The organism is Allomuricauda sp. M10 (assembly GCF_020782875.1).
In the GTDB taxonomy this organism is placed as follows: domain Bacteria; phylum Bacteroidota; class Bacteroidia; order Flavobacteriales; family Flavobacteriaceae; genus Flagellimonas.
In genome coordinates this window covers 467,084-494,048 of the sequence record NZ_JAJGBN010000002.1, presented here as the reverse complement: position 1 = coordinate 494,048, position 26,965 = coordinate 467,084, and the positions used below count along the sequence as shown (strand labels likewise).

Here is a 26,965-nt window from a genome sequence, read left to right as displayed (position 1 = left end):
ATGAGTAAAACAGCTTTGATTACGGGTGCCACTAGTGGCATAGGAAAGGCTACGGCAGAACTTTTTGCCAAAGAAGGATTTAGATTGATTCTTTGTGGACGAAGACAGGAACGGTTGGATGAACTTAAAAAAGAACTAGGTAACAAAACAGAAATCCACACCTTAACTTTTGATGTTCGGGATCGGGAGGCGGTCTTTTCGGCAATTGAAAATCTACCGGATGAATTTTCAAGCATTGATATTTTGATTAATAATGCGGGCAATGCACATGGTTTGGACCCTATTGATAAAGGCAACCCTGATGATTGGGAAGCCATGTTGGACATCAACGTAAAAGGTCTGTTATATGTATCAAAAGCAGTACTACCTCAAATGGTGGAACGCAAGTCTGGCCATGTCATCAACATAGGATCAACCGCAGGAAAAGAAGTTTATCCGAACGGGAATGTGTACTGCGCCAGCAAACATGCCGTGGATGCCATCAACCAAGGAATGCGTATGGATCTGAATGCCTATGGTATCCGTGTTGGAGCAGTGAACCCAGGTTTGGTGGAAACGGAATTCAGCGATGTTCGGTTCAAGGGAGATAAAGAAAGAGCTTCCAATGTATACAAAGGGTTTCAACCTCTTAAACCTCAGGATATTGCGGACATCATTCATTTTGTGGTTACAAGACCGTATCACGTCAATATAGCGGACCTGATCGTCATGCCCACGGCTCAGGCCAGTAGCACCATCGTCAAGAAAAGCATCTAAATGTATTGCGTGTTTTGGGTTGAAGGTTTAAAAGAGCTATTATGAATGGTTTTGAAGAATTGGATGTATGGAAGTTGGCGCGAGAAATTTGTAACGAGGTATGGGGACTGATTGAGAACACCTCATTGGGTAATGATTACAGTTTGAAAAATCAAATGAATGCTTCATCCGGTTCCATAATGGACAATATTGCAGAAGGATTTGAAAGAAATGGAAATAGGGAATTCATTCAATTTTTAAGTATTGCAAAAGCTTCATGTGGCGAGTTGAGATCTCAGCTTTATCGATGTTTGGATAGGAAGCATATTTCTAAAGAACAGTTTGACGAGATTTTTTCAAAAACAATAAAGGAAGGAAAAAAGATAGGTGCTTTTATAGTGTATCTTAAAAATTCTGAAAGAAAAGGAGCCAAATATGATTAAAATAAAAGGCTTCAACTCGCAACTTGAAACCCGAAACTTTATACTATGATTAACAAACGCCTACTCGTAAAAAACTTATTGGCTCATAACGACGAGAATAGTTTTTACGATAAAAAGCGTTTTATATCCATAGGGGAAAAAGAAGGCAAGGCCAAGTTCCTGAAGCACGTCTGTGCCTTGGCGAACAGTAATCCCAAGAACAACTCGTTTATTGTAATCGGTGTGGAAGACGCCGATAATGATATTGTGGGGGTCGATTTTTTCGATGACAGCAAGATCCAAAACCTGGTGAATGCCTATTTGGAGAATCCACCCATCATTTCTTATGAAAATATCCCATTTCCCCATTTACCCGAAGGAAAGGTAGTGGGTTTGGTCACGATCCGTTCTAATGGAAAAGTCTGCTCCCTGCGCAAGAACATTTGGAAATATTACGGGGGTTCGGTTTTCTTCAGGGAAGGAAGTATAAGCTTGCCCAAAGCGTATGGGGTGGAACTAAAAGACATCAATTCCGGGGAAGTGGCCATGATCGAGCAACATGCCCGAAATAATATTGAACTTACCCTTGATGCCGTCATCAATTTCATGAACACCCGACATCCTGACCTAACCAGCGATTATAAGGTGTTCAAGGAACAGTTTGTGGTGTGCTGGGCAGGGAACAAGAAGAAGGTAAAGAACAAAATTTATTATTCACGGGTAGATATTGAATTGATCAACGAACAGGTAAAATTATTCTATTCCGCTTTGGATGAGATTACCATCGAATACAACGAGGATACCTTCAGTACCGTGGAATATGTGCAGCTTGGATTGGGCACCCAACAAAAATATTATCCGTTGGAAGAAATGACGATCACCTTTTCCGAAAATGGAAAGTACACCATTAACAGCAAATTGATTTTTGAACCGCCCCTATTTGACAAGCGGACGTTGTTCCACGTGTATAATGCCAATAATTCCCTTTTAAAAAAACTGGAGAGCAATATTCCTTTAACCGCTTCGGAACATGTTGATGTGACCCATCTTCCGGCAACCTATTTGATCTGTTACCTGAACGGATTCGAAGAGGCCAAAGATCAAATGGACAAATCACGTGAAATATTGAAAGAGTACGACAGGAATGTGTATCTCTCCCTGAAAGAATCACAGCGCATCCTAAGAAAAGTGAAGTATAGTTAATCCCTTTTTAACCAGATGAGTTGGTAGGGAGCAATTTCAAGAAGTGCACTTTTCATGACTAATTTTTCACCCGTAACCAAATTAATGGGATCACCTTTGGCAAAATAGCCCAGCCTTTTGATCCAGCCTGTTTCAATTACTTGGGCGTTTTCATCAAAATTGCAGAGGACCAACAGACCATCTTGTTGGTTGCCCCTTTTTTCAAAAACCAGGATATGATCGTTGCCTGTATGGCAAAGTGAAAGGCTATTATTGTCAGCAAATACAGGGTCACTCTTTCGAATGCTGATCAATTTTTGAAGGGTATGGTAGACCTTGGATTGTGGAAGATCTTTGTCGTCCAAATTGGATATGGTTTCCCAATTCTGTAGAGGTCGGTTTACCCATCGGCTATCCTCCTTTTTGGAATCATCATTTCGGAAAGAATAATCGTTGAGTGTGGCTATCTCATCCCCAGCATAGATTAGGGGGATCCCCCCAAAAGCGAGGATAATGCCGTGCAGCATGATGATTTTGTTCATGGCATGGTGGATCAGCACATCATCCTTTAATTCCAGTGCTTTTTCCAGTCCCAATAGAGAGGCTGCACTTCCGGTGATTCGCCCGTCCCCAGTTTTGGGATTGTACATGAACATGAGCCCTTTGGCGGGTGACCAATCCAAATGTTGGCAATAATAATCCAACAAAAATTTGCGGTGCATATCCGGGTTCCAGCCCAATTCCTGGATCAATTGATTTTCGTAGCCAAGCCCAATATCATCGTGACAACGGATGTAGTTGATCCATGTACAATCTACTGGTTTGGGTGGCACATGGTCCCAACTTTTGTAAAGCAATGATGTTCTTTTGGTGGCTATGGAATTCCAGAGTAGGGCCATCAGCGAGGCGTTATAGGCCACCTCACATTCATTGCCCATTTTTTGGTCCTCGCCAAAATATTTGATGATATCGGTTGGAGCCACAATAGCCTCTGCCAAAAGGATTACCCCCGGTGCAACAACCTGAAGGCACATTCGGAACAAGGCAACCAGATTATGGGCCTCAGGAAGGTTTTGGGAGATAGTCCCCATTTTTTTCCAAAGGAAAGCCAGTGCATCAAAACGGACCACATCTACCCCAAGATCGGTCAATTTTACCAGATTGGTGAGCATTTCCAAGAACACTTCGGGGTTGGTATAGTTCAGGTCCCATTGGTAACTGTTGAAAACGGTCATGACCCACCGATCCATTTCGGGGACATAGGTAAAGCTGCCCGGGGAGGTTTCAGGGAATACCTCTGGAAGGGTTTTTTCAAATTCTGCGGGAATGGTGTAATCCTCAAAAGTGTAATAGTACCCTTGGTATTTTTTATCGCCCTTTATGGCTTTTTTGGCCCATGAAAATTCGTTGGAAGTATGGTTCACCACAAAATCCAACATCAGGTAAATGCCCTCTTTTCTGAACTCGGAGGTCAAGGCCAACAGATCTTCCTTGGTACCGTACCTTTTATCAACCTGCAAGTAGCTGTTCACGGCATAACCCCCATCATTTTCTCCACTGGGGCGGGTGGTGATCGGCATCAAATGCAAAAAATTCACCCCCAGATCCTTAAAGTAGGGCAGCTTTTCCTTTAAACCGTTGAGGTCTTTGTTGAAGTGCTCCACATAGAGCTGCATGCCCATGATTTTTTCGGACTGGTACCAATTGCCGGAGTCCAACCTTTTCAAATCTTGTTTTTTTAATTCGGATGGCCTAGATGCATATAATTTAGAGAGCAGGTCCATCAATTTGGTAAAGTGACCTTGGTGGTTATCATCAGGATAAAGGGAGGAAAACAAATTTTGGATCAACGGCAGATTGGCCGCCAACCGAAGGTCGAAAAGTACATCGGCATCCTTTTGTTTGAGTTGCGCGGCAACTAATCTATGTATGCTGGCCTGGTTCATTTATGCTTCGAGCTGTTCTTTGGTGGGCAAAGCCACAATGGCCCCAAAATTGGTAGTGGTAATGGCGCCCGCCTTGTTGGCCAGAGCAACCATTTTTTCAAGCAGGGCAAAGTCTTCAAAAACGGGATCAAAGTTTCCAAGATTCGAAATCTGATTCAATAGACAACCGATAAATGCATCCCCGGCACCGGTCGTATCCACAGGTTTTACCGGGATACTTGGAATGATTTTTTTCTTCCCCCGAGCACTTAAAAGAGTTCCTTCGCTACCCAAGGTCACCGTTATGACCTGTGTCCCTACTTCGTGGAGTACATTGCAGGCCTCGTAAATATCCAACTTTCCGGAAAGCAGTTGGGCTTCCTCTTTACTGAATTTGCACAAATGGGATTTTTCAATGAAAGGCATGCATTTTTTGATGAAGACATCTTGTTCATCCTTCCAAAGGTCTTCCCTATAATTGGGATCAAAACTGATGAACATTTCCTTGGTGAGCCCATCGAACAGATATTTGCCATAGGCCTTTTCCAAGGAACCGCCCAAGAGTGCCGTAGCGGCACCCAAATGCAAAATGTTTCCTTTTAAAGTTTTTCTAAGGTCATGGTCATATTCCAGTTCCTTATCGGCCCCTCTGCTGAACACAAAATCCCGTTCCCCATCATCGGCCAACGAAACAAATGCCAAGGTGGTGAAGGTTCTGGACAATTGCACGAGGGAAATATCAACGCCTTCGTGTTTAAGTACATCGAGCAGAAATTTTCCAAAAGGATCGTCGCCCACGCATCCTATAAAAACGCCCTTGCCACCAAGTTTGGAGATGGCACAGGCCACATTTGCCGGGGCACCCCCTGCTTTTTTGGTGAATTGTACAGCTTTGGAAAGATCACTTCCCTGCCGTTCCGCCACAAAATCGATCAATGCTTCCCCAATACAGAATACCTTCTTCATTTTTTATGCAATTATCCTAAGGTACATAGAATTTTGTACCGCGGCCAAAAATAGGGAACGCTTTTTACATGGGGTGGTATAATCCGTTGATAAACTTTGCGCCAATAATTTATCATCCCCGGCATTTGGTTGTAATATTGCCAAAAACTTCTCTATGCGAACACTGGTAGTGGGCGACATACATTCCGGGATAAGGGCTTTGGAACAGGTTATGGACAAGGCCAAAGTAACTTCCGATGACCATATTATTTTCTTGGGAGATTATGTAGATGCTTGGAGTACCGCTGTGGAAACGGTGGATTTTCTGATCTATTTGAAAGATGCTTATAACTGTACATTCATTAGGGGGAACCATGACGAACTTTGCAGGGATTGGTTGATAACCCAAAAAGAAAATCCCCAATGGTTGGCCCATGGTGGAACTGCTACCAGACAATCGTATTTGAATGCCGGTCGTGACAAGTGGGAAGTACACCTTCAATTTTATGCAGAGCTAGAAAATTTCTATCTAGCCAGCGATAATAGGCTGTATCTTCATGCTGGGTATACCAACCTCAAAGGGATTGATTACGAGTATTTTGTGCAATCCTATTATTGGGATCGGACTTTATGGGAACTGGCCACGGCACTTAATCCCGCATTGGAGCCAAATCACCCGAAATATCCTCAAAGACTTACCCATTACAAAGAAGTATTCATAGGGCACACCCCATTGTCTAAGACGGACGTTGTTGATCCTAAAAACGCGGCTAACGTTTGGAATGTGGATACCGGAGCTGCTTTCAAGGGCGGACTCACCATCTTGGACGTAGAAACCAAGGAATTTTGGCAAAGCGATCCCGTACACACATTTTATCCTGGGGAACGCGGTAGAAATTAGGTTAAAATCGCCCCGGAATAAATTTTAATCGAGACCTTTGTAAAAAACAAGTTTATGTCGATTAAGAATGTACGGTTGGAGGTGATGCAGGCTATTGAACCCCAGGTTAAGGGTTTTATGGAGGAGTTTCTGATACCAACTGAGAATATATGGCAACCCACCGATTTTTTACCAGATTCCCAATCCGAAAGTTTTTTTGATGAAGTGGTGCAAATTAGGGAAGAAGCCAAAGAACTCGGTTATGATTTTTGGGTGACCCTGGTGGCGGATACGATCACCGAAGAGGCATTGCCTACCTATGAATCTTGGTTGATGGATGTGGAAGGGATAGACCAGCACAATGGCAAGGAAAATGGCTGGAGCAAATGGGTGCGAGCATGGACCGCCGAAGAAAACCGACATGGCGATGTGTTGAACAAATACCTTTATCTATCTGGAAGGGTGAACATGCGTGAAGTAGAAATCACTACCCAACATTTGATTTCAGATGGATTTGATATCGGCACCGATAGGGATCCCTACAAAAATTTTGTTTACACGTCTTTCCAAGAATTGGCCACTAATATTTCACACAAAAGAGTGGGCAAAATGGCCAAACAAAAGAGTAATGGACTATTGGCTAAAATGTGTACAATTATCGCTGGGGATGAAATGAGGCACCACTTGGCCTACAGAGAATTTGTAAAGACCATCATGGGTCAGGATCCAGATGGTATGGTACAGGCATTTGCCGATATGATGAAAAGGAAAATTGTGATGCCCGCCCATTTTTTAAGGGAATCCGGCGGAAGTATTGGAGCTGCGTTTGAGCACTTTTCCAATTGTGCACAGAAGTTGGGAGTATACACCGCCCAAGACTACGTGGACATTTTGAAGAAACTGAACGGCTATTGGGAAATAGGGAATCTTAGCTCCCTTTCTGAACAAGGCGAAAAGGCCAGGGACTATTTGATGAAACTTCCAGAACGTTTGGAGCGTATTGCCGAACGTATGAAGTTTCCCCAAACCCAACAGACTTTTAAATGGGTTGAGGCCAACGGCTCACTTTAAGAAAAGATCAGAATTTACCGGCGCGGTGTTTTTCTTGCCAGTCGGCCAATTGTTTCCAATGGCCTTCGTGAGCCATTTTCGCTTGCATGGGCCATGACGCCGGATCATGGATACGGTAACGTTTGCCACCGGAATCCAGAACTTCTTGGCATTTGTCGGCAGAAGTTTCCGATAGTTCCTTCCATGTTTTGATATTGAAACTATGGAACAGGCCTTCTATTTTCGGACCGATGCCCTCCACAATTTTAAGATCGTCCTCTTTTACTTTTGCACCGAACGCGAGTTTGGCCTCCTCGGCAGCAAAAACAGGATAATGTTTTGTAGCATTGGAGATGGATGGTTCTTCCGAAATCTTGGGAGGTTTGGTAGCGGAAAGCCGTTTTTTACAAGTATCCAAATCGGATTTCAGTTTGGCATTTTCAATTTCTAAAATACTGAACTGTTCCGAAAGGTCCGGAATAGAAGGAGCGTCCGATTTACCAAAAAAATAGCCCAGTACGGCCGCGATGATACCCACAAAGGCGAGTATGATCCAATACCAAATGTTAGCGCCTTCCAATTCCATAATGTGCGAGGTTTTGAGACAGTATAACTGCTTATCCAAAATATTAAAAAAATCTTAAAATTTTGAATTTAAGTAAGAGAATTTGAGCAGTTTACATTCAATTTTAAGCAATGAGGACCATTTCATAAACTAAAAAAGAAACAAAAGGAACCAACCATACACTATTTAAGACCACTTGTAAGATACTTCCTCATTTCCCGAACAATATTGATGAAATTGCATGCTATAAAAGACAAACAACCCTATTTCTCCCGACAATGTTCGGCATTGGAGTAGGGTTTAAGTTAAGTTTGAGTTAGTTAAGTTGGTTTTAAAGACTGCCCATCTAGTGTTCATCCTAGTTGGGCGGCTTTTTTATAGGTCAAACTTAATGCCTTGTGCCAAAGGTAGTTCCGTAGTGTAATTGATGGTGTTTGTCTGTCTGCGCATGTACACTTTCCAGGCATCGGAACCACTTTCGCGGCCACCCCCGGTTTCTTTTTCACCACCAAACGCACCCCCGATTTCAGCTCCTGAGGTGCCGATGTTCACATTCGCTATTCCACAATCACTTCCTGCAGCCGAAAGAAAGCGCTCAGCTTCCCTTAGATTGTTCGTCATGATGGCAGAAGAAAGTCCTTGTACCACACCGTTCTGTTGTTCAATGGCATTTTCGATGCCACCAGAATATTTCAAAAGATAGAGGATTGGGGCAAAGGTTTCTTCCTGTACAATTCTAAATGAATTATTGGCCTCTACAATGGCAGGTTTTACATAGCAACCCGTTTCGTATCCTTCTCCTTGCAAAACACCACCTTCAACCAAAATATTTCCACCTTCTTTTTTGGCCTCTTCCAAGGCTTTGAGATACATCTTAACCGCATCAGTATCGATCAATGGGCCTACGTGGTTGGATTGATCTAAGGGATTTCCGATCTTGATCTGTTTGTAGGCCGCGGTCAGGGCATCTTTCACTTGGTCATAAATGGATTCGTGGATGATCAATCTTCGGGTAGAGGTACACCGTTGACCAGCAGTTCCTACTGCACCAAAAACGGCTCCTATCACGGTCATTTTAATATCGGCATCCGGGGTTACGATGATGGCATTGTTACCACCAAGCTCCAAAAGGGATTTACCCAAACGGGATGCCACGGCTTGGGCCACAATCTTGCCCATTCGGATGGACCCTGTTGCAGAAATTAAAGGGACTCTTTTGTCATTGGTCATCAATTCACCGACCTTATAATCGCCATTGATGAGACACGAAATGCCTTCAGGAAGGTTATTTTTTTTCAAGACCTCAGCGATGATATTTTGGCAGGCAACGCCACAAAGCGGAACTTTTTCCGATGGTTTCCAAACACAAACATCACCACAGATCCAGGCCAGGGCGGTGTTCCAAGCCCAAACGGCGACTGGAAAGTTGAAGGCCGAAATGATGCCGACCACTCCCAGCGGATGATATTGTTCGTACATCCGGTGCCCCGATCTTTCGGAATGCATGGTCAATCCGTGTAATTGTCGGGATAGGCCAACAGCAAAATCGCAGATATCGATCATTTCTTGGACCTCGCCCAACCCTTCTTGGTACGATTTGCCCATTTCATAGGACACCAACTTTCCTAGGGGTTCTTTAAGCTCGCGCAACCTTTCGCCGAACTGCCTAACGATTTCCCCTCTTTGCGGAGCAGGAACCAATCGCCATTGTTTGAAGGCAGCCGTTGCTGTTTGCATTACTCTTTCATAGTCTTCTGGGGAGGTAGTTTTCACCTTGCCGATAAGGGTTCCATCAACAGGTGATATGGATGAAATCACTTCACCGGATCCAAAGTTTTCCGAGCCGGTGGATGTTCCGTTGTTTATCTCTTGAATCCCAAGTTGTTTTAGGGCTTTATCCATTCCAAAATCTGTGGCAACTATTGACATTTATAACTTTTTAAAGGTGAATTGTTATATTTTCACAAAAATACAAATAATACTTCACAGGAAAAGGAAGATTTTCAAAGCATTTTGTGCAGTAAAAACAAGGCTATTCCCAAGAGTGCTGGAAGTGCTTGCACGGTAAATATTTTCTTCGATGCAGTCAAGGCGCCATAAATTCCAGCTACGGCCACACAGCCCAAAAAGAAAAGGGCCACATACATCTGCCACGTAGGGTCATTGATTAGTAAAGACCAAATCAATCCAGCCGATAAAAAACCATTGTAAAGTCCTTGGTTGGCCGCCAAGGTTTTGGTGGGTTCAAACAAATCTTCGGGAAACTGGCGAAAGACCTTTTTTGCCTTGGTGGTCCATGCGAACATCTCCAGCCATAAAAAATACAGATGGAGCAAAGCCACAATAGCTACGATGATCTTGGCTAAAATCAGTATCATTCCTCTTTGGCTACAAAACGTTCATCCATAGGCATAACAGTGCCGCAATTGTCGCAGGTGCGGAGTTCTTCCGACCCGTAAAAATGTTTAAAATGACCCAAAAAGTCCTTTTCGATATCGTTCAGGGGAAAATAAACTTCGTACAATTTGTGATTGCAGTTATCGCAGAACCAAAGCAACCCATCTTTGGCATCGAGTTCTACCCTTTTTCTTTCCACCACCAATCCGATGGAACCTTCATGCCGAACAGGTGAATGGGGTACCTTGGCAGGATGCAGGTACATATCACCGGGCCCCAGTTTCATGGTTTTCTTTTGCCCGTTATCCTGAACATGTACTTCTATGGTTCCTTCCAATTGATAAAAGAGCTCCTCGGTTTCGTTATAATGGTAATCCTTTCGTGCATTAGGTCCTGCAACGATCATCACGATATAATCATCAGATTCTTTGTAAAGATTTCTATTGCCCACGGGAGGTTTTAGGGTGTCCCGGTTTTCCTCTATCCATTTGTTCAGGTTGAATGGAGCCTGTATCGCCATAATTGAAGATTTTACGAAAGGTAAAAAAAACCTAGGTGACAGCATAACATAGCATAAAAAAAGACCTGCAACATGGCAGGCCTTTTCCATATAAATATTTTGATTTGATTATTCCACTTTCATGAAGATCTGTGTAAAATAAGGTCTTCCATTTTTGTCCAGTTCAATGCTAAGGGTGGTGTGGGTAAAATCACCTTCCATGGCCGCTTTGTGCGATGAACTGTTCAGCCAACCCTCCAAAGTTTTTTCGGCAGTGGTGTAATAGCGCGCCACATTTTCTGAAATGCTCACCGCATTGGTCTCCTCTGCGATTTTGGTCGCCCTAGCTTCAAAATTATCGTGACTCAAAGAGTTTTTGGAAATCATATAGTCGTTGTGCTCCTCTGCATATTTGTAAGAAACGGAACTGTTTTCCAACGGATTCAATCCCACAGCAGAACGATGTTGGTTCACCAAAGCCAACAAATCCGCTTCCATGGCCACGGGATCAATGGTTACTTTGTCATTGCCAAGGGTTGCCTCGGTGTATTGTTCCTCTTCTTGAGTAGATGTTGTGCTACATTTGCTTAGGGTAAACAAGAGCACTATGACCAATAGTGTGCCATATACTTTTTTCATTTTCGGGGTGTTTTCGGGGGTGTTCTAAACTCCCTAGTGTTCTGGTTGCTAATCTAATGGACTGTGTGGGCATTACCATAAAATATCCGCAGAAAGGCAATTTCTCACGTTGAAGTGCACCAACTGAATTCTACCCTTGCAAGTTGTCGAAAAATCTTGCTTTTTGTCTTTTGGGATTGATTGCTAGATGACTTCTTGGCTTGCCTCAATTTTCTCCTCCTCATCGGAATCTTCATCATCATCCAAAACCAATGAAAATACAAAGGCGCCAATATCCCGGACAGGTTGATAGAAAATTGAATTCTCCCTGGTTTCTTCCTTGATCATATTCATGGGACCGGAAAGTTTTTCCAGAAAAATAAGCAGCGCACCTAAAATAACAGCCACTTTCAGCATGCCAAAAAGACCACCGGCAACCTTGTTCAATAGGCCCAACATGGCAAAATCGGCAATCTTGGTCAAGAATTTTCCGGCGAGGTTCACCACAATGATTATGGCAAAAAAAGTGATGAGAAAAGCGGCCAGTTTCAGGTATTGCTCGCTCCAATCAAAGCGTTCGGCCAAATATGTTCCAGTGATGTGCGAAAAATGAATAGCACCATAAATCCCTGCAATAAGGGCCGCCAAGGAAGCCACTTCCACAAAAAGTCCGTTCTTAAGGCCCTTGTAAAGGCCCCAGACCAACAAAATTCCGATGACGATATCAAAAAAGCTCATAGGCAGGTTTTAACAAATATAGAATATTGATTTGTACCTTTGGATTTCTTACAAAAACTTATGTCCAGAGACGAAAAATTAAGGGAACGCTGGGATGATTTAGTGGTAAAACTGTCCGCTCAGTTTTCCGATGGGGATCCCTTAGAATTGGACGGGATCATCTATCTAGTGGGTGTGCAGGAACTGGGAAATTACCATCGCAGTTTCAAAAAAGATGAAAAGGTAAACCTGATGCATATTGCCATTTGTAGGTTGTTGGAACCTTATGGTTACTATGATTTCGAATTTTTTGATGACGAAGGTTGGCCCCATTACAAAGTAAAGGAGCAATTGCCACCTTTAAAGGCCGGGGAACAGACTGTACTAATGAAAGAGGCGCTTGTCAACTATTTCCTTGAAAAAGAATACATCATATAATGGAACTGCAAAAACCCTATTACGCCGTAATTTTTACTAGCTTACGAACCGAGGGAGACCAAGGCTACGCCCAAATGGGTGCCGAAATGGAGGAACTGGCCCGACAACAACCCGGTTTTTTGGATGTTGAAAGTGCTCGTGACGGACTTGGAATCACTGTAAGTTATTGGGAAAGTTTGGAAGCCATAGCCAATTGGAAGGCGAACATGGACCACAGGCAGGCCCAAAAAAATGGAATCAAAAAATGGTATTCTTGGTACAAGGTGAGAATTTGCCTTGTGGAACGGGAATACGAATTCAATACATAATCTATGAGCCAGGACATTGCTTTTTCCAACATTGGCCGAAAAGAAAAACTTCAAAAAATAACCGCCGACACCTATGATCTTATTGTGGTGGGAGGCGGAATAACCGGTGCGGGAATAGCTTTGGACGCCTCTTCACGAGGGTTGAAAGTCCTCTTGTTGGAAAAGAACGATTTTGCATCAGGTACCAGTAGCAAATCTACCAAGTTGATCCACGGTGGACTTCGGTATTTGAAACAATTCGATTTTTGGTTGGTGAAGGAAGTCGGTTCCGAAAGGGCGATTGTACACAAACTGGCTCCCCATTTGGTCATTCCTGAAAAAATGTTGCTCCCTTTGATCGAAGGGGGTTCCTATGGCAAATGGCTTACCTCCATCGGGTTGAAGGTGTACGACATTTTAGCCCAAGTTACTGGGGATGATAAAAGACAGATGTTGGAAAAAAAGGAGGCCATGAAACTGGAACCTCTTTTGCCCAAAAAGATATTGAACGGTGCCGGCTACTATGCCGAATATCGCACTGATGATGCTAGGCTAACGTTGGAGAACGTCAAGACAAGTCTTCAATTTGGTGCTCAGGCCCTTAACTATACCAAGGTCACCGATTTTGTTTATAAAGATGAGCAGGTTGCCGGTGTAACCTTCAAGGATGAGGTTTTTGGGGAGGAATACAGCGTTTCTTCCACTTATGTCATCAATGCCGCCGGGCCGTGGGTAGATGAACTCCGAAGCGTGAACCATTCCAAAAAGGGAAAGCGATTGCATTTGACCAAAGGGGTGCATTTGGTGTTTCCAAAGGAAAAGCTACCCGTGCAGCAATCGGTTTATTTTGACATTCCCGATGGGCGGATGATGTTCGCCATTCCCCGTGGCAAGGTCACCTACATTGGCACAACCGATACCAATTACAATGCCGATAAGGACCATGTAACCACCGATATTGCCGACGCTATTTACTTGATTACTGCTGTGAATCATATGTTTCCCGACATCCATTTGGAGTTGGACGATATTGTTTCCTCTTGGGCCGGATTGCGCCCGTTGATCCATGAAGAAGGCAAATCCGCTTCGGAACTTTCACGTAAGGACGAAATCTTCACTTCGGATACCGGTTTGATCAGTATTGCCGGTGGAAAACTGACAGGCTACCGAAAAATGGCGGAGCGCACGGTAAACCGCATTGCCAAACATATGGAAGAGAACCATGACCGAAAATTGGAGCCTTGCACCACAGATAAAATTCCACTTTGTGGAAGTGATTTTAAAAAGTACAAACACGTAAAAAAATACATTGCCACGGTTTTTGACCGATTGCATGACAATGGCTTTACGGAATACGATGCCTGGTATTTGGTGACCACCTATGGCAAACAGACCGAGACCATTTTGGAGCTGTACGCCCAATTAAAGGTGGAAAATCTACAGGAAAGAATGATCCGTGCCGAAGCCCAATTCACTATTGCACATGAGATGGCCTTGAATCCTCTAGACTTTTTTATTCGAAGAACGGGAAGGCTTTATTTTGATATCGACAGTGTCCGGAATTTTATGAAACCCATTTTTGATGAATTCCAAAAGGCGTATGGTTACTCGTCTGAAGAAATGGACGCGTTCAAAACGGAACTGGAATCAGAACTGGAAAGCCATTCCAATTTTTCGTTGGATAGGGCCTAATCCAACTTCTCCGTAAGCTTCTCAAAAACCTTTTTGGGATCCTTGTTTTTGTACAGGATTTGGTACACCGCATTGATGATGGGTGTCTTGGATTTCTTCTCCAATTTTTCCATCAACAAATGGGCACTTTTAGTGGCATAATACCCTTCGGCCACCATATTCATCTCCATCATGGCGCTTTTTACGGTATAACCCTTGCCGATCATATTCCCGAACATGCGATTTCTACTAAAAACGGAATACCCGGTTACCAAAAGGTCGCCCAAGTAGGCTGAGGCATTGATGTTGCGTTTCATTTTGTAGACTTTGTCTATAAAACGTTTCATCTCCCGAATTGCATTGCTCATAAGCACACTTTGAAAATTGTCGCCATAACCTAAACCGTGGGCAATCCCTGCGGCAATCGCATAAATGTTCTTTAGCATAGCGGCATACTCAGTGCCAATAATATCGTCGGAAATTTTGGTGCGGATGTATTCGCTTTTTAAATGTTCGGCTACCATCTTGGCCTTCTTGGCATCGGCGCAGGCAATGGTCAAATACGATAGCCGTTCCAGTGCTACTTCTTCGGCATGACAGGGTCCTGTGAGCACCCCGATATTTTCAAAGGGAATATTATATTTTTCATGAAAATGTTCTCCCACGATTAAACCACTTTCGGGAACAATCCCTTTGATGGCCGAAAAAATGATCTTATCTTTTAAAGAAGCCGTCAATTTTTGAAGTTCGCCCTCCAAAAATGCAGAAGGGATGGCAAAGATCAATACATCACTGGCTTCCACAATTTCATTGATGTTGTGGCTCAAATGAAGTTGATCCACTTCAAATTCCACCGAACTCAAATAGTTGGGGTTGTGCCCTTCCTTTACAATATGTCGGATAGCCGAATCACTCCGCATATACCACCCAACACGGTCCCCGTTTTCCGTCAACATTTTTACAATGGCTGTTCCCCAGCTCCCTCCGCCAAAAACACCGAATCGTAGTTTGTCTTGCATGCAACCAAATTAGGCTGTAAAGCTAAAAAATAAAATCATGGCTTCATTATCAATTGATTATCAAATAGTTAAAAATTTTGGCACGGTGATTGGTCTATACAGGTTGAACTTTAAAGCCTCGATTATGAAAAATGGAAAACTACTCTTAGGAATTTTAATGATAGGCCTTTTGGCCGGTTCTTGTTACACCGAGGTCGTTGTGGACGATGGATTTATTGAAGAATCGCCCATCAATACCGCCTTGGTTTTGGAAAACTATGACCTGTGGTATATCGATATCAACGCCACCAAGGGAAATGGCGAAGTTCCTTTCTTGCAACGCGCATTTACCATTTCATTTGACAGAGGTGTCGTTTATGCCAATAACAATTTGGTGGGAATAGGCAAAACCGGAAATGGATTAGGCATTGATGTGGGGACCTATGGAACTTTTGTTGGACAAGTGGAGGTGGATCACGATGTGGATGGACTTTGGCTCCTAGATGTATATGCAGTGAACAGCAACACCTTAGAATTGTACGATGCCAGTAGCAATACCTCCTATATTCTTCGTGGGTTTCAAAGAAGCAACTTTGATTACGATCAAGTGTTCTACGATAACATCCATTACTTTTTGCAGGAATATCAGGTTTGGGAGAAAACCTATACCAGTGAAGTTGGCGCCTTGAACGATTTTGACGAGGAAAATTACCTTCAGTTCTTCTCCGATGGCGGTGGGTATTTCAGGTCTTCCATTGATGGAAATGGAATCCCGATTTCCAACATTCAATGGGACTATGAAGGCGATTATGAAGTGTATGATGTGGCCAACGATGCCACCCTGAAAACTTTAACACTGGATTATGACTTCCTGGGCAATGATTATTTTGAGTTGTACGTTATTAATGACAGTACAATAGAGTTGTACCATGTGTCCAGCGGAACGGTCTATGAGTTTACAGGAAGAGGATACATGCAGTTTTTGAAATCAGGAGATGCGGGTAAAAAACGTTCTAAGATCACTAACCCGACCATGAACGTAACCCGACAACGAGATATGTAAGGAAGAACAGAAATGTTCGACTATACTAATAGTTTTTTTGGTTGGTTATTTAGTTAAGTGCCGCCCCAAGTAGCAATACTTGGGGCGGTTCTTTTTAGGACTGTTTCTGTTTGTAGGTCGATGGGTTTTCCCCACTGATTTTTTTAAACGTCCTATTAAAATAGGAAAGACTCTCAAAACCACATTCGTAGCAGGTTTCGGTGATGTTTCTTCCGGCCAATAAAAGGCGCTTGGCCTGGGTGATACGGTATTGGTTCAAAAATTGGGTGAACGTACTGCCCGTGTTCTGCTTAAAATATCTGCAGAAAGCCTCCTTGCCCAAATTTACTTGCTGGGCCATATCGTCCAATTCAATTTTTTGGGAATAATTTTCATCAATATAGGAATACACTTGCTGCAACCGTTGTTGCTGTTTGTTCGCCTTATCGTTGATGATGGGGTTGGTATGCAACAGTTCAAACTCATTGCTTTTCGCCAAGATTTTTAGCAGTTTCAAAATCTCCAAAAACTGTCCAAACCGGGTCATGGGCTGTAATTGTTTCATAATCTGTCCCACGGTTTTTTTCGTCTCCCCATAAAAGGCAATGCCGTGTTGCGATTTTTCCAAAAGCTCATAAACATCTTCCAGTTCCTCGATTTCACTGAACACCTTTTCTTTAAAGGAAGCACTGATGTGCAACACCTCCTTGTGGTATTCCGTCCGGATGCCATGATCAAAATTCAAATGGGGAATGTTGGAACCGATCAGGACTAGGTCACTTCCGGTAAAGTTGGACAAATGATGGCCCACATGCCGTTTCCCGTTGACCCCTTCAATATAAACCAGTTCAAACTCCGGATGAAAATGCCAGAAGAACAGATCGTTCAGCTTCGGATTGTGCAATAAATGAAAGGAACTCTTGTCGTTCGGTTGTATGTTTTCGAGTTGAATTTTCAATTTATTGTCTTTTATAATTTCAATTTAGGAAATAAAAGTCAATAAAGTTCAAAATTTGGTCAATGTCACGGTGGAAACCCTTAAACCATCCCCCTAGTTTTGAATAATTCAATTTTGAACCTAAAAAACAGAAACGATATGATGCAACAACAAATGAAGGTGGAAATGGCCAACAAGGCCCACGAAAATATTCCAGGCAACCCTTCTACCGCTACCAGTAGCAAGATCAGATTGAACGACCGATCCAACGGAAAACCCTTAAGGGTTTTATCGGAAGAAGATTGGGCTTTTTGGATAGAGAACGGATACATTGTGATCAAGAATGCGGTGCCTCGGGAACAGGCCCAGGCAACGGCCGATTTTATTTGGGAGTTCGATGAAAAAGACCCCAACGACCCAGAAACCTGGTACGCCCCTGCCCGTGCCGAAATGAAGATGAAGGAATTGACGGGAACCGGGATGGTAGAGGTCTATAACCATCAACATTTGTGGAACAACCGTCAGACCCAAAAGGTGTACGATGCCTTTGTGGACATCTGGGGCACCGAAAAACTGTGGGTGACCATCGATCGGGCCAATTTGAACATTCCACAGCGACCTGGGGAAAATAGAAAAGGGTTCATCCATTGGGATTACGATCCAGAGACCCGACCCCAAAACGTTCAGGGAGTTTTGGCCTTGGCCGACCAAACGGATGAAAATATGGGAGGTTTTCAATGCATTCCCTGGTTGTACCGAAATTACGATACCTGGAAACTGACCCAGCCCGAAGATCGAGATCACTTTCAACCAGATGTCACTGGACTGGAGGATAAAATCGTAAAAGTGAAATTGGAAGCAGGTGACCTCATGATATTCAACAGTACCCAACCCCACGGCATCCGTCCGAATAAATCAGGGGACAAAGTGCGCATTGCCCAATACATTTCCATGATGCCTGCCGAGGAGGATAACGACGAGATGCGGCAATGGCGCATCAATTCTTGGAAGAACCGAATTGCTCCAGAGGGCTACGCCTTTCCAGGGGATCCCAGAAAATGGGAGCAAACGAGGTACGATAACGCAAAATTAAGTGCGCTTGGCGAAAAGTTATTGGGTTTGACTAACTGGTAGATTGTCAAATCCTTAAAAATGGGGAGGCCATTAGGGTCTTCCCTTTAATAACCCTATTTTTGCCGGCTTCAAGAAAGAAGCCATGAAAAAGTACCTCAACCTTTTTGATTTTTCCCAAAAGGTAAACTACCGAACAGAGATCTTATCGGGCCTTACCGTGGCCTTGGCACTCGTGCCGGAAGCCATTGCATTTGCCTTCATTGCAGGTCTGTCCCCATTGACCGGATTGTACGCCGCCTTTGTGATGGGATTGGTCACCTCTATTTTGGGAGGTAGACCGGGAATGATCTCTGGGGCCACAGGTGCTGTTGCGGTGGTAATCGTAACCTTGGCCCAGCAATATGGGGTGGAATATGTGTTTGCCACGGTGGTGCTTGCAGGAATTTTACAGCTTTTGGCCGGATTCCTTCGGTTGGGCAAGTTGATGCGTTTGGTGCCCCATCCGGTAATTTTCGGATTTGTGAACGGCCTTGCCATCATCATTTTTATGTCGCAGATGGCTCAGTTCAAAACCCCGGAAGGAGATTGGTTAACAGGTAGCACGCTTTTCATTTTCTTGGGATTGGTGTTGTTGACGATGTTGATTATTTGGGGATTGCCCAAATTAACGAAAGTGGTTCCTGCATCCTTGGCCGCTATTTTGGTGGTGTTCGGGATTGTGTTTTTCTTGGGATTGGACACCCGTACCATTGGTGATATCGCCTCCATTCAGGGAACGTTTCCTCCATTTCATATTCCCGATCTTCCTTTTACTTGGGAGACCTTGAAAATCATTTTTCCCTTTGCGGCGATTGTGGCTGGGGTTGGCTTGATCGAGAGTTTGTTGACGCTTAACATTGTGGATGAAATTACCGAAACCCGAGGCAGGGGCAACAAGGAAGCTGTGGCCCAGGGAACGGCCAATATCTTATCCGGATTTTTCTCGGGGATGGGCGGTTGTGCCATGATCGGGCAAAGTTTGATCAATACTTCCAACGGGGCTAGGGCCAGGCTTTCAGGAATTTTTGCAGCGTTGATGCTCTTGGTATTCATCATGTTCGGTTCCAGTTTGATTGAAAAAGTACCCATGGCAGCCCTGACCGGGTTGATGATCATGGTGGCATTGGGCACCTTTGAGTGGGCCAGTTTAAAAACCTTCCGCCGTATGCCCAAATCGGATGTATTGGTGATGGTACTGGTTACCTTGGTGACCGTGTTCCTGCACAATTTGGCCTTGGCCGTGTTGGTGGGGGTGATTATTTCTGCCTTGGTGTTCGCTTGGGACAATGCAAAACGGATCAGGGCGAGAAAGTATGTGGATGAAAAAGGCATCAAACATTACGAGATCTATGGGCCGCTCTTCTTTGGGAGCACCACCCTTTTTGCTGAAAAGTTTGATGTGCTGAACGATCCCGACGAGGTCATCATCGATTTTGCGGAAAGTCGTTTGGTGGACATGTCTGCTATTGAAGCCGTAAACAAGATTACGGAGCGCTACCGGAAAGTGGGCAAAAAACTCCACCTGAAACATTTGAGTAAGGACTGTCAACGCCTTTTGGCCAATGCCGATGACATTATCGAGGTAAACGTTTTGGAAGATCCAACCTATAAGGTTGTGGTCGATAAAATCGACTGATTGTTGCCTACTCGATGAACAGCAAATAAAAAAAGAACCCAAGGGCGACCAAAATCAGCAGGGCAAAAAAGTAGTTTTGAATTTCAAGCCATCGATCTCTTTTGGCCTGTTGAATGATCTTGTCCCGTATTTTCTTTTGCTCAAACGGGGTTAGTTCTCTGAACTTCAGTTCGGTGTCGTTCACATAGCCTTCGTAAGCTTCTCGAATTTCTTTGAAACTACGCCGTTTACGCAATAAAGCGCGGTTGGCCTTGACCACTAACATTGGTTGACTTGCAGAACCCATAGACCAAAACGTTTTATTATTGGTGACGGATTTTCAAGAAATGTTACAAAGAAGGGGGCTTAATCGCCTTTGGTCTGTCCTAAAAACGGGTTTACTTTGGGGTTTTGTGGGTTGCCGCTGGCCCTTCGCATTAACGTAATTTGTCCGGTGTGGTAGATACAATCGGAGATCATGCCGTTGATGAGGTTCCAAAAGGCAAACTCCGATTCTTGCTCCCCTCTTTTAAAGATCACCTTGAATTTTCCCAGATCCTCTGCACTTTTTCCCAATACTTTGCCACTTGCAGCCTGTAGGTTTTGCAAGGTTTTGGCCCTAAGTTCTTCATACGGAAGGTTGGTGGGAAACAAGGCTTTTTCAAAAGGTTGGGCATCTGGGGCCAGCAAAATGTTGTTGGACATGGTATAGATATGTTCCATGGTTTCCAAAATGGTCCTGCCATCCGTAGAGGGTTTGTAGGCCAGATCCTGTTCCGTTAATCCTTCCGTGGCCCAATAAAACCGATAGCCAAGGCCGTCTATCATTCTGGCCACCAAATTACCAGGTTCATAGGTTGCAGGAGGGGTAGGGATTTCTTTATAGGGAAGTTCCATGTTTTGTGCTTTGATGGACGAAATGATTAGCAATAGGAAAATTAGGCGAATGGTATTGAATTGGGATTTTTTCATATCGAGTAAAGGTATTGTAAAAAGGATTTTCAGAGGTGGGTGAGAACAAGCAATTACTTATAGCCATTGTTGTAACCGGTTTTTATATAATTTCAGAATAAATATCTGAATGATTCATTTTTATCCAATTCATTAAATTCCGAAAGTCACTTTGACATTCATCCATATAAATTTTATGAAAGAAATCATCAATAAAGTTTGGGAATCTATCACGATATTTAGATTGAACTAAGCTATAAATCTGATTCAGTTTTTGCTCATTTGTTTGAGTGTATTGAATTTGTCTATGTCCATTTAGTTTCCATTTATTTTTTCGATTTGGTACATTTTTTTCGAAATTTCTTGTTGGATTATTTCCAATTAATTGAAATATCAATTCAGTTTGGGTAGTTATAAAAGAATTGTCAACTGAATCAAATGTGCTTAAAGTTTTCAATCTTTCCTTTCCTTCCAGAATTATAGAATTCAACAATTCCATATGAGTTTTGTCAGAAATAACAATCGTTTCATTTATTGCTATTGAAAATGTTTCAAGAATTTTCAAATAATAACGTTTTGTTTTCGCAACTGTTTGAGAATGTTTTAATTTATAATAATCGTTTTGACCATAAAGTGCTTGAATCAAAAACTTAAAAGTTATATCTGTTTTTCTCTTATTTATCATTAAAAATTAGACTTAAATTTTTCAGAATATGACTTTCTTCAAATTGGTTACAACTTGTTTATATAGACGTAAAATACATCTCTATACGCCCAATATGGTATACAATCAATGTATTTGATCTTCTTCTAACCTATAATACAATTCGATCAAGGTTCACAATCCATTTTGGATAATGGCATGGAAGAACTAAAACTCAGCGCGTTTTTGTCCTTAAAAGCTGTTCCGGTCTCGTCCAGTTCGCCATACCCCTCGATCAATTGCCCATCCTTAAACAAAAAGGCCACCTCTCGAGTATTGCCTTGGGTCCCTTCGGACATAAAGGTGTATTTGCCAATAAGCACGCTGTCCAGCAGCTCACCCGCAAACGTCCCGGCATTGGCATCTTTTTCAGAAAGGGCATAACTGAGGTTGCCCAGCACTGTTTCATTAATATGGGTAATTTCCAAAACCACCTTGTTGCCATTGCCTTCATAGGTGTAACAACCTTCTTCCAAAGTGGGAACTGGTTGGGGAGGAGCCACGGTTTCCGGTGCTTCGCTGTCCACTTCTTTGGTTTCCTTGGACTTGCAAGCAAATACCAAAAGCAGGACAAGGGATGTAAAAACTATTTTTTTCATGATCAGTCTATTTTTTTGAAGGTGAGCAAATGGGTTTCGGAACCATTGGAAAGATATAGTCTGTTGTTTTCCACTTTAAATTGGGTACTGGCTTGCAGGGCGGTCAAAAATTCAGACTCCTTCTCCATGTTGGGGCAGGCCATTCGGGTGGAGGCCACTTGGGAAAAGCGCAGCAGGTCCTTTTCATAAAAAAGGCTTCCGGTCATGCGGTTGCATCCTGAAAATCCAGAAAATCGGTTGTTGTTTATGTTGATTTCCATGTTGGGTACATCTTGTCCATTAAAATCAGCTTTGGACACCTTGGCCCCCTTCATTTCTTCCAATACCCAAATATCGTGCAGCCTATAATCGGTAACATAGGTGCCGCAGCCTTCCAACGCTTGACTTTCATCCGATCCTGTAGATTTATAGGAGATGGTCACTGTGTAGGGAGACACCTCGCCCGACATGGCATTGGTGCATTCCTTGTGGGCGATGATGATATCCATTTTAGTGGCCTCGGTCTGGATACGGAACATTTTAATGTTGGCATCCTGTGCCAAAATGGGAGGGGAAGGTGGTGTAACGATGGTGTCTTCCATAGTTTTGAGTTCCACCTTGTTGTCATAGATCTTTAGGCCCCAAAAAGGTTCAGTGCCCGTGGCCTTAAAATAACTGCCGTCTATTTCCATGGCGATGGGTTCTATTTTTCGCACTGGTGTGGAATCCGGTTGTTCTTCGGCGGGTTCCATTTCAGGTACTTCCTTTTTCTTTTCCACACAACTGGAAAAGCACACCAATGCTACGATTGCAAAAAGGATTTTTTTCATGGCGCCACTTTTTTGAAACGCATCATGGGAATATCTCCCATCAGAAGATTGAGCTTGTCATCCTCAAAGGAAAACCCATCTATTTTTTCCATCATTTGAAGGAATTGGCGCTCACTGCCCCCACAGAACATCATGGTGGTAGGGCCAGGTTCCCCAAAAGAAATAGTGTTCTCTTCGATCACATAATCAGCAGAATAGCCATTGCAACTATCGGTGCCGGAAACTTTTTGGGTTTCTTGGTCAAAGGTAATCTGAGGTTTTTTTTCTGGGAAGAGCCCTTCAAAGGCAATACGGGGACCAGTAATGTATTCCAGTTCCCAAGTAGTGCCATAAAGTCCATCGGCACTGGATGCAGCCCTATTGCAGGAGTCTGCCAGTACCATGGCCATAAAGGCAATGATAACAGCGATTTTCATTGTACGGAAATTAATGGTTAATGTTTCAGAAAAATACTAAAAAATTGATTTTCAACCCTTACTCTCCTCTGTTAATAAATGGATAAGATTGGTGATTAAGGATTTCTGAGGCTCCACACTTCGTAAATGGGATCGCCTTTGCTGCTCAGTCCGGAATGGTGCCAATCCCCATCCTTTAGTTCGTAATCAAATTGAAGGCTAGCCCCCACACGTGAGTCGTCCCTAGAGAAGAAACCTATGTTTTCGGTATATTTTCCATCTACGGTGGTGTAGGTTCCGCCACCTGTTCCCATAAATTGTTTGGTTTCGGTGTTGTAGGCAATCCATTGAAATCGGGTGCCGGACAGGATTTTCATAGTTTTTCTGGGTCCTGAAGTATCGCGTTTCACGATTTGGCCATCTTGTTTTCTGCCAGAAATCAACCAAGCGCCGTGAAGATCTCCCGGGGTTCCGTTGTCCAATCGCTTCCACGTCCATTTTCCAAGTTCAAGTTCTTCACCGTTTATTTTGAAGGTAACCGCATCGGTTTTTCCAACCATCGCAGAATCAATGGTAGAGAATTCAAAAAGGAGTTGCAATACCCCTTCACTAAGTTGGAAACTGCCCCCTTTGGTTCCCAAAAACTTCCCTGATTGTTTTTCAAAAATCCCTTCGGAGAAATAATTGTTGGCAAAAATGAGCACGTGTTCCATTTCACTTCCTTTGCCATCCGATTCGGTAGTGGTCCATGCCCCTTGAATATCCTGGGCATGTGCAAAAAGTAGCGAAAGAGAGCAGACTAGGGTAAAAAGGATTTTTTTCATGGCTTTTGATTTACCCTAAAATAAAAAAATGCTGTTGCTTAACCAATTAAACAACAGCATTTTAAAAAATTTAGGTCGGTTATTATAGCGTCCTCAAGTACTCCGCTACATCACGTGCATCCTCTTCGGAAAGATTTTGGTTCAACATGATGGCATTGTTGTATTCTTTTAGCAATGCTTTGGCGATAGGATCTTCTTTCAACATACCATCAGGGTTCAAGATCATGTTCATGACCCACTCTGGGCTTCTTCTGTCATAAACACCTTTAAGGGCAGGACCGATCATTCTTTGGTCGATCATGTGGCAAGCCACGCAGATAGACTCGAATTTCCCTTTACCCCTATCGGCCATGGCTTGGTCAATTTCAGCGCCAAATTCCACGCTCTTGATGGGGCCAACGCCCTTATTGCTCAAGTCTACTGGAACTTCCTGACTGGTTGGAGCCTTGGCATCCTCGGTTTTGGTTCTACTTACTTCAAAACCATCTTTCTTCTCTTCCTTTTTTCCGCCGCAACTTGCAATCATGGCACCCAAGGCCAAGAATAGAACTACTTTTTTCATTATTTGCTCAATTGATGTTTGTTTGTGTAAAATGTAGCTACTAAGATAGGCATTAGGCCGTAATAATCGGGCAGTTTTTTGTTTTGAATCTCACAGGGCGATCAATTCAAAGGGAATCGAAAAAATCCAAGGCCCGTTTTTCCGTGTAGGTAATATTGTTTTTGCCCCAGAAACCGACGTGACCACCATAAGTTGGGGTCTCTAAATAAAGATTGGCATTGTTTTCTACTTCTTTAAATGGATAGCATTCGGGACCAAGGAAAGAATCGTCCTTGGCGTTGATGATCAAACTTGGTACAGCGATATTGGGTAAAAATTGAAGCGAACTACATTGCTCATAATAATCCAGTGCATCCTTAAATTGATGGGCGCGACTGGTGTAGATGTCATCAAAATCCTTTAGCGTCTTAATCATTCTAATGTCGGCATTGGTGATGCGCTCCGGGAACAATTGTTGCTTTTGCCTCAGCTTATCCAATAAATTCCTTTTGAACCTCTTGGCATACAACACATTTTTTGGGCTGAGTAATTGTGTGCAGGAATTGTGCAGGCTACAGGGCACGGAAACCGCTACGGCACCCTTCATTTCTTTGGGTACTGGGTTGCCCTCTCCCAAATATTTCAGTAAAAGGTTGCCACCCAAACTGAAGCCTTTTAAATAAATTTCACTGTAGTTTCTTGTGTTGAGAATGTGGTCGATGACTTCAATCAAATCTTCCGTAGCACCACTGTGATAGGAGCGATACAAACGGTTGGTTTCCCCACTGCAGCCCCTGTAATTCACGGCACAGGCATCGTAACCATTCTCATTCAGGATTTTGGCACTTCCGGTAATGTAAGGCCGTTGTCCGTCACCTTCCAATCCGTGTAGCAGGATGACCAATTTTTCTGTTGGTTGAGTTGCCTCGCTCCAGTCCAGATCTAAAAAATCCTCATCGGAAAGGATCAACCGCTCCCTTTTTTGCACCACTCCGTTCACGGATCGGATGATTCCCGAATAAATGGTGGCCAAATGACCATTTCGGAAAAACAAGGGTGGTTTATAATTGGAGGCGATTTGTGGCATGGGGCTGTTTAATCTTTGGCGTAGGTTTCAAGAAGTTTGGTCTGCTCTTCTATGGCCAATTTGAACTCGCCCTTCAACTTTTGAACGAGTTTGGAAACAGGAAGTACATCATCAATAGCCGTAGCTCCTTGTCCAGCGGACCAAATGGTCTTCCAAGCTTTGGCCTCGGTGTTGAGTTCCTTGCCAAAGTCGATTTTGGTATCTTTCTTCAAATCCTCTTCAGTAATGCCTGCTGCCTTAAGGCTGGCGGCCAAAAAGTTGGCATGCACCCCGGAAATGGAAGCGGTATAGACAATGTCACTTGCTCCTGCGTCAATGATCATTTGTCGGTATTCTGGCGTAGCCTGACTTTCTTCCGTATTGATAAAACGAGTACCCATATAGGCCAGATCGGCCCCCATTTGCATAGCAGAGGCAATGTCCCGTCCAGTGCTGATGCATCCCGAAAGCAAAATGGTCTTATGGAAGAATTTTTTCACTTCGGTGATTAAACTCATGGGATTTAAGGTGCCTCCATGTCCACCCGCACCTGCTGATACGAGGATCAATCCATCCACACCAGCTTCGGCCGCTTTTTCGGCATGTCTTTTTTTGATGATGTCATGAAAGACCAAGCCACCATAACTGTGAATGGCATCCACCACCATGCTTACGGCACCCAGGGAGGTGATGACCAAGGGCACTTTGTGTTTCATACAGAGTCGAACATCGGCCTCCAACCGTGGATTGGTGGGATGCACCACCAAGTTTACCCCGAAGGGAGCCGCTTTTTTGCCCGTTTGTTCCTCAAATTTTTGGAGTTCGGATTTGATTTCGATGAGCCATTCCTCAAAACCTTCACTGGTGCGTTGGTTCAATGCCGGAAAAGTACCGACGATACCATTCTTGCAACATTCGATCACCAATTTAGGCCCCGAGATCAAAAACATGGGGGCGGCAACAACGGGTAAGGAAAGGTTCTGGATGAAATCGGCTTTTTGGCTCATGGCGTGATGTTAAACTATGATTAAAAATAAAAAC

At 43.4% G+C, this 26,965-nt stretch carries 31 protein-coding genes; 11 read left to right on the top strand and 20 right to left on the bottom strand.

Features of this window, described 5'->3' with window-relative positions; genetic code table 11:
* The 3 genes from LKX84_RS07330 to LKX84_RS07320 are packed head-to-tail and all read left to right on the top strand — an operon-like array spanning position 1 to position 2,360.
* Complete coding sequence (locus tag LKX84_RS07330) at positions 1-756, top strand: SDR family oxidoreductase (RefSeq protein ID WP_228236483.1); 756 nt, start codon at positions 1-3, stop codon at positions 754-756.
* A gap of 41 nt (positions 757-797) precedes the next feature.
* Entirely contained in the window at positions 798-1,178 is a 381-nt protein-coding gene (locus LKX84_RS07325) for a four helix bundle protein (RefSeq protein WP_228236482.1), read from the top strand.
* Positions 1,179-1,223: 45 nt separating this feature from the next.
* Positions 1,224-2,360: an ATP-binding protein gene (locus LKX84_RS07320; RefSeq protein WP_228236481.1), complete on the top strand. Its 1,137-nt coding sequence runs from the start codon at positions 1,224-1,226 to the stop codon at positions 2,358-2,360.
* Here the strand turns inward: LKX84_RS07320 and LKX84_RS07315 are convergent.
* Both LKX84_RS07315 and LKX84_RS07310 read right to left on the bottom strand, forming a co-directional pair.
* Positions 2,357-4,285 carry an alpha-amylase family protein gene (locus LKX84_RS07315; RefSeq protein ID WP_228236480.1) on the bottom strand — a complete coding sequence of 643 codons (1,929 nt, stop codon included), beginning with the start codon at positions 4,283-4,285 and terminating at the stop codon, positions 2,357-2,359. The two genes, LKX84_RS07320 and LKX84_RS07315, sit on opposite strands and share 4 nt — an antisense overlap.
* The gene (locus LKX84_RS07310) at positions 4,286-5,230 is read right to left on the bottom strand and encodes a carbohydrate kinase family protein (RefSeq protein ID WP_228236479.1); all 945 of its coding nucleotides are present in this window, start codon (positions 5,228-5,230) and stop codon (positions 4,286-4,288) included.
* A 154-nt stretch (positions 5,231-5,384) separates the two neighbouring features.
* Between LKX84_RS07310 and LKX84_RS07305 the strand changes: the two genes are divergently transcribed.
* Positions 5,385-6,110 carry a metallophosphoesterase gene (locus LKX84_RS07305; RefSeq protein WP_228236478.1) on the top strand — a complete coding sequence of 242 codons (726 nt, stop codon included), beginning with the start codon at positions 5,385-5,387 and terminating at the stop codon, positions 6,108-6,110.
* 54 nt (positions 6,111-6,164) lie between these two features.
* Complete coding sequence (locus LKX84_RS07300) at positions 6,165-7,160, top strand: acyl-ACP desaturase (protein WP_228236477.1); 996 nt, start codon at positions 6,165-6,167, stop codon at positions 7,158-7,160.
* 7 nt (positions 7,161-7,167) lie between these two features.
* Here the strand turns inward: LKX84_RS07300 and LKX84_RS07295 are convergent, their stop codons facing one another.
* The 6 genes from LKX84_RS07295 to LKX84_RS07270 form a co-directional block, all read right to left on the bottom strand.
* Positions 7,168-7,725 (bottom strand): hypothetical protein, encoded by a 558-nt coding sequence (locus tag LKX84_RS07295; RefSeq protein WP_228236476.1) that lies wholly within the window; start codon positions 7,723-7,725, stop codon positions 7,168-7,170.
* Between the two features lie 354 nt (positions 7,726-8,079).
* Complete coding sequence (locus LKX84_RS07290) at positions 8,080-9,633, bottom strand: aldehyde dehydrogenase family protein (protein ID WP_228236475.1); 1,554 nt, start codon at positions 9,631-9,633, stop codon at positions 8,080-8,082.
* Between the two features lie 74 nt (positions 9,634-9,707).
* The gene (locus tag LKX84_RS07285; RefSeq protein ID WP_228236819.1) at positions 9,708-10,079 is read right to left on the bottom strand and encodes a DUF1304 domain-containing protein; all 372 of its coding nucleotides are present in this window, start codon (positions 10,077-10,079) and stop codon (positions 9,708-9,710) included.
* Complete coding sequence (locus tag LKX84_RS07280; protein WP_228236474.1) at positions 10,079-10,621, bottom strand: 3-hydroxyanthranilate 3,4-dioxygenase; 543 nt, start codon at positions 10,619-10,621, stop codon at positions 10,079-10,081. The genes LKX84_RS07285 and LKX84_RS07280 overlap by 1 nt, the downstream gene beginning before the upstream one ends.
* A gap of 108 nt (positions 10,622-10,729) precedes the next feature.
* Positions 10,730-11,239 carry a CAP domain-containing protein gene (locus LKX84_RS07275; protein WP_228236473.1) on the bottom strand — a complete coding sequence of 170 codons (510 nt, stop codon included), beginning with the start codon at positions 11,237-11,239 and terminating at the stop codon, positions 10,730-10,732.
* 183 nt (positions 11,240-11,422) lie between these two features.
* Positions 11,423-11,956 (bottom strand): CvpA family protein, encoded by a 534-nt coding sequence (locus LKX84_RS07270; RefSeq protein ID WP_228236472.1) that lies wholly within the window; start codon positions 11,954-11,956, stop codon positions 11,423-11,425.
* A 60-nt stretch (positions 11,957-12,016) separates the two neighbouring features.
* Between LKX84_RS07270 and LKX84_RS07265 the strand changes: the two genes are divergently transcribed.
* Genes LKX84_RS07265 through LKX84_RS07255 form a run of 3 tightly spaced genes read left to right on the top strand, consistent with a single transcriptional unit; the run spans position 12,017 to position 14,352 of the window.
* Entirely contained in the window at positions 12,017-12,373 is a 357-nt protein-coding gene (locus LKX84_RS07265) for a hypothetical protein (protein WP_119647569.1), read from the top strand.
* A complete protein-coding gene (locus LKX84_RS07260) occupies positions 12,373-12,681 on the top strand; it encodes an antibiotic biosynthesis monooxygenase family protein (RefSeq protein ID WP_228236471.1) in 309 nt (102 codons plus the stop codon). The genes LKX84_RS07265 and LKX84_RS07260 overlap by 1 nt, the downstream gene beginning before the upstream one ends.
* Before the next feature lie 3 nt (positions 12,682-12,684).
* Positions 12,685-14,352 (top strand): glycerol-3-phosphate dehydrogenase/oxidase, encoded by a 1,668-nt coding sequence (locus tag LKX84_RS07255; RefSeq protein WP_228236470.1) that lies wholly within the window; start codon positions 12,685-12,687, stop codon positions 14,350-14,352.
* On the opposite strand, the gene LKX84_RS07250 is transcribed toward LKX84_RS07255, so the two are convergent.
* Positions 14,349-15,350: an NAD(P)H-dependent glycerol-3-phosphate dehydrogenase gene (locus tag LKX84_RS07250; RefSeq protein ID WP_228236469.1), complete on the bottom strand. Its 1,002-nt coding sequence runs from the start codon at positions 15,348-15,350 to the stop codon at positions 14,349-14,351. The genes LKX84_RS07255 and LKX84_RS07250 overlap by 4 nt on opposite strands.
* A 124-nt stretch (positions 15,351-15,474) precedes the next feature.
* Here LKX84_RS07250 and LKX84_RS07245 point away from each other — a divergent pair, with 124 nt between their 5' ends.
* Entirely contained in the window at positions 15,475-16,392 is a 918-nt protein-coding gene (locus tag LKX84_RS07245) for a nicotinic acid mononucleotide adenyltransferase (protein ID WP_228236818.1), read from the top strand.
* A gap of 94 nt (positions 16,393-16,486) precedes the next feature.
* Here the strand turns inward: LKX84_RS07245 and LKX84_RS07240 are convergent, their stop codons facing one another.
* Positions 16,487-17,329 (bottom strand): helix-turn-helix domain-containing protein, encoded by an 843-nt coding sequence (locus tag LKX84_RS07240; RefSeq protein ID WP_228236468.1) that lies wholly within the window; start codon positions 17,327-17,329, stop codon positions 16,487-16,489.
* A 138-nt stretch (positions 17,330-17,467) separates the two neighbouring features.
* On the opposite strand from LKX84_RS07240, the gene LKX84_RS07235 reads away from it, so the two are divergent.
* Together LKX84_RS07235 and LKX84_RS07230 are read left to right on the top strand one after the other, a co-directional pair.
* Positions 17,468-18,442 carry a phytanoyl-CoA dioxygenase family protein gene (locus LKX84_RS07235; RefSeq protein ID WP_228236467.1) on the top strand — a complete coding sequence of 325 codons (975 nt, stop codon included), beginning with the start codon at positions 17,468-17,470 and terminating at the stop codon, positions 18,440-18,442.
* Positions 18,443-18,524: 82 nt separating this feature from the next.
* Positions 18,525-20,057, top strand: a complete 1,533-nt coding sequence (locus LKX84_RS07230) for a SulP family inorganic anion transporter (RefSeq protein ID WP_228236466.1) — start codon at positions 18,525-18,527, stop codon at positions 20,055-20,057.
* Positions 20,058-20,064: 7 nt separating this feature from the next.
* Here LKX84_RS07230 and LKX84_RS07225 read toward each other — a convergent pair whose 3' ends face one another.
* The 10 genes from LKX84_RS07225 to LKX84_RS07180 form a co-directional block, all read right to left on the bottom strand.
* Positions 20,065-20,343 carry a hypothetical protein gene (locus LKX84_RS07225; RefSeq protein ID WP_228236465.1) on the bottom strand — a complete coding sequence of 93 codons (279 nt, stop codon included), beginning with the start codon at positions 20,341-20,343 and terminating at the stop codon, positions 20,065-20,067.
* Between the two features lie 59 nt (positions 20,344-20,402).
* On the bottom strand, positions 20,403-21,008 hold the full coding sequence (locus LKX84_RS07220) for a DinB family protein (protein ID WP_228236464.1): 606 nt from the start codon (positions 21,006-21,008) through the stop codon (positions 20,403-20,405).
* 82 nt (positions 21,009-21,090) lie between these two features.
* Positions 21,091-21,672, bottom strand: a complete 582-nt coding sequence (locus LKX84_RS07215) for a hypothetical protein (protein ID WP_228236463.1) — start codon at positions 21,670-21,672, stop codon at positions 21,091-21,093.
* A gap of 146 nt (positions 21,673-21,818) precedes the next feature.
* Positions 21,819-22,289 (bottom strand): hypothetical protein, encoded by a 471-nt coding sequence (locus LKX84_RS07210; protein ID WP_228236462.1) that lies wholly within the window; start codon positions 22,287-22,289, stop codon positions 21,819-21,821.
* A gap of 2 nt (positions 22,290-22,291) precedes the next feature.
* Entirely contained in the window at positions 22,292-23,098 is an 807-nt protein-coding gene (locus LKX84_RS07205; RefSeq protein ID WP_228236461.1) for an META domain-containing protein, read from the bottom strand.
* Positions 23,095-23,514 carry an META domain-containing protein gene (locus LKX84_RS07200; protein ID WP_228236460.1) on the bottom strand — a complete coding sequence of 140 codons (420 nt, stop codon included), beginning with the start codon at positions 23,512-23,514 and terminating at the stop codon, positions 23,095-23,097. Before LKX84_RS07200 ends, LKX84_RS07205 begins: the two co-directional genes overlap by 4 nt.
* 95 nt (positions 23,515-23,609) lie before the next feature.
* Positions 23,610-24,317 (bottom strand): membrane or secreted protein, encoded by a 708-nt coding sequence (locus LKX84_RS07195; protein ID WP_228236459.1) that lies wholly within the window; start codon positions 24,315-24,317, stop codon positions 23,610-23,612.
* A gap of 82 nt (positions 24,318-24,399) precedes the next feature.
* Positions 24,400-24,879: a c-type cytochrome gene (locus LKX84_RS07190; protein WP_228236458.1), complete on the bottom strand. Its 480-nt coding sequence runs from the start codon at positions 24,877-24,879 to the stop codon at positions 24,400-24,402.
* 106 nt (positions 24,880-24,985) lie between these two features.
* Positions 24,986-25,945, bottom strand: coding sequence for a YheT family hydrolase (locus LKX84_RS07185; protein WP_228236457.1), 960 nt, complete (start codon positions 25,943-25,945; stop codon positions 24,986-24,988).
* Positions 25,946-25,953: 8 nt separating this feature from the next.
* Entirely contained in the window at positions 25,954-26,931 is a 978-nt protein-coding gene (locus LKX84_RS07180) for an NAD(P)H-dependent flavin oxidoreductase (RefSeq protein WP_228236456.1), read from the bottom strand.
* Between the last annotated feature and the right edge of the window lie 34 nt (positions 26,932-26,965).

Bases quoted from the DNA above. Each gene is read 5' to 3' on its own strand.
- LKX84_RS07310 (WP_228236479.1), bottom strand. From the start codon at position 5,230: ATGAAGAAGGTATTCTGTATTGGGGAAGCATTGATCGATTTTGTGGCG.
- LKX84_RS07205 (WP_228236461.1), bottom strand. From the start codon at position 23,098: ATGAAAAAAATCCTTTTTGCAATCGTAGCATTGGTGTGCTTTTCCAGT.
- LKX84_RS07320 (WP_228236481.1), top strand. From the start codon at position 1,224: ATGATTAACAAACGCCTACTCGTAAAAAACTTATTGGCTCATAACGAC.
- LKX84_RS07190 (WP_228236458.1), bottom strand. From the start codon at position 24,879: ATGAAAAAAGTAGTTCTATTCTTGGCCTTGGGTGCCATGATTGCAAGT.
- LKX84_RS07295 (WP_228236476.1), bottom strand. From the start codon at position 7,725: ATGGAATTGGAAGGCGCTAACATTTGGTATTGGATCATACTCGCCTTT.
- LKX84_RS07230 (WP_228236466.1), top strand. From the start codon at position 18,525: ATGAAAAAGTACCTCAACCTTTTTGATTTTTCCCAAAAGGTAAACTAC.
- LKX84_RS07255 (WP_228236470.1), top strand. From the start codon at position 12,685: ATGAGCCAGGACATTGCTTTTTCCAACATTGGCCGAAAAGAAAAACTT.
- LKX84_RS07235 (WP_228236467.1), top strand. From the start codon at position 17,468: ATGATGCAACAACAAATGAAGGTGGAAATGGCCAACAAGGCCCACGAA.
- LKX84_RS07225 (WP_228236465.1), bottom strand. From the start codon at position 20,343: ATGGGTTCTGCAAGTCAACCAATGTTAGTGGTCAAGGCCAACCGCGCT.
- LKX84_RS07265 (WP_119647569.1), top strand. From the start codon at position 12,017: ATGTCCAGAGACGAAAAATTAAGGGAACGCTGGGATGATTTAGTGGTA.
- LKX84_RS07195 (WP_228236459.1), bottom strand. From the start codon at position 24,317: ATGAAAAAAATCCTTTTTACCCTAGTCTGCTCTCTTTCGCTACTTTTT.
- LKX84_RS07275 (WP_228236473.1), bottom strand. From the start codon at position 11,239: ATGAAAAAAGTATATGGCACACTATTGGTCATAGTGCTCTTGTTTACC.
- LKX84_RS07330 (WP_228236483.1), top strand. From the start codon at position 1: ATGAGTAAAACAGCTTTGATTACGGGTGCCACTAGTGGCATAGGAAAG.
- LKX84_RS07270 (WP_228236472.1), bottom strand. From the start codon at position 11,956: ATGAGCTTTTTTGATATCGTCATCGGAATTTTGTTGGTCTGGGGCCTT.
- LKX84_RS07300 (WP_228236477.1), top strand. From the start codon at position 6,165: ATGTCGATTAAGAATGTACGGTTGGAGGTGATGCAGGCTATTGAACCC.
- LKX84_RS07260 (WP_228236471.1), top strand. From the start codon at position 12,373: ATGGAACTGCAAAAACCCTATTACGCCGTAATTTTTACTAGCTTACGA.
- LKX84_RS07325 (WP_228236482.1), top strand. From the start codon at position 798: ATGAATGGTTTTGAAGAATTGGATGTATGGAAGTTGGCGCGAGAAATT.
- LKX84_RS07290 (WP_228236475.1), bottom strand. From the start codon at position 9,633: ATGTCAATAGTTGCCACAGATTTTGGAATGGATAAAGCCCTAAAACAA.
- LKX84_RS07280 (WP_228236474.1), bottom strand. From the start codon at position 10,621: ATGGCGATACAGGCTCCATTCAACCTGAACAAATGGATAGAGGAAAAC.
- LKX84_RS07215 (WP_228236463.1), bottom strand. From the start codon at position 21,672: ATGATAAATAAGAGAAAAACAGATATAACTTTTAAGTTTTTGATTCAA.
- LKX84_RS07185 (WP_228236457.1), bottom strand. From the start codon at position 25,945: ATGCCACAAATCGCCTCCAATTATAAACCACCCTTGTTTTTCCGAAAT.
- LKX84_RS07245 (WP_228236818.1), top strand. From the start codon at position 15,475: ATGAAAAATGGAAAACTACTCTTAGGAATTTTAATGATAGGCCTTTTG.
- LKX84_RS07250 (WP_228236469.1), bottom strand. From the start codon at position 15,350: ATGCAAGACAAACTACGATTCGGTGTTTTTGGCGGAGGGAGCTGGGGA.
- LKX84_RS07220 (WP_228236464.1), bottom strand. From the start codon at position 21,008: ATGAAAAAATCCCAATTCAATACCATTCGCCTAATTTTCCTATTGCTA.
- LKX84_RS07305 (WP_228236478.1), top strand. From the start codon at position 5,385: ATGCGAACACTGGTAGTGGGCGACATACATTCCGGGATAAGGGCTTTG.
- LKX84_RS07180 (WP_228236456.1), bottom strand. From the start codon at position 26,931: ATGAGCCAAAAAGCCGATTTCATCCAGAACCTTTCCTTACCCGTTGTT.
- LKX84_RS07210 (WP_228236462.1), bottom strand. From the start codon at position 22,289: ATGAAAAAAATAGTTTTTACATCCCTTGTCCTGCTTTTGGTATTTGCT.
- LKX84_RS07315 (WP_228236480.1), bottom strand. From the start codon at position 4,285: ATGAACCAGGCCAGCATACATAGATTAGTTGCCGCGCAACTCAAACAA.
- LKX84_RS07200 (WP_228236460.1), bottom strand. From the start codon at position 23,514: ATGAAAATCGCTGTTATCATTGCCTTTATGGCCATGGTACTGGCAGAC.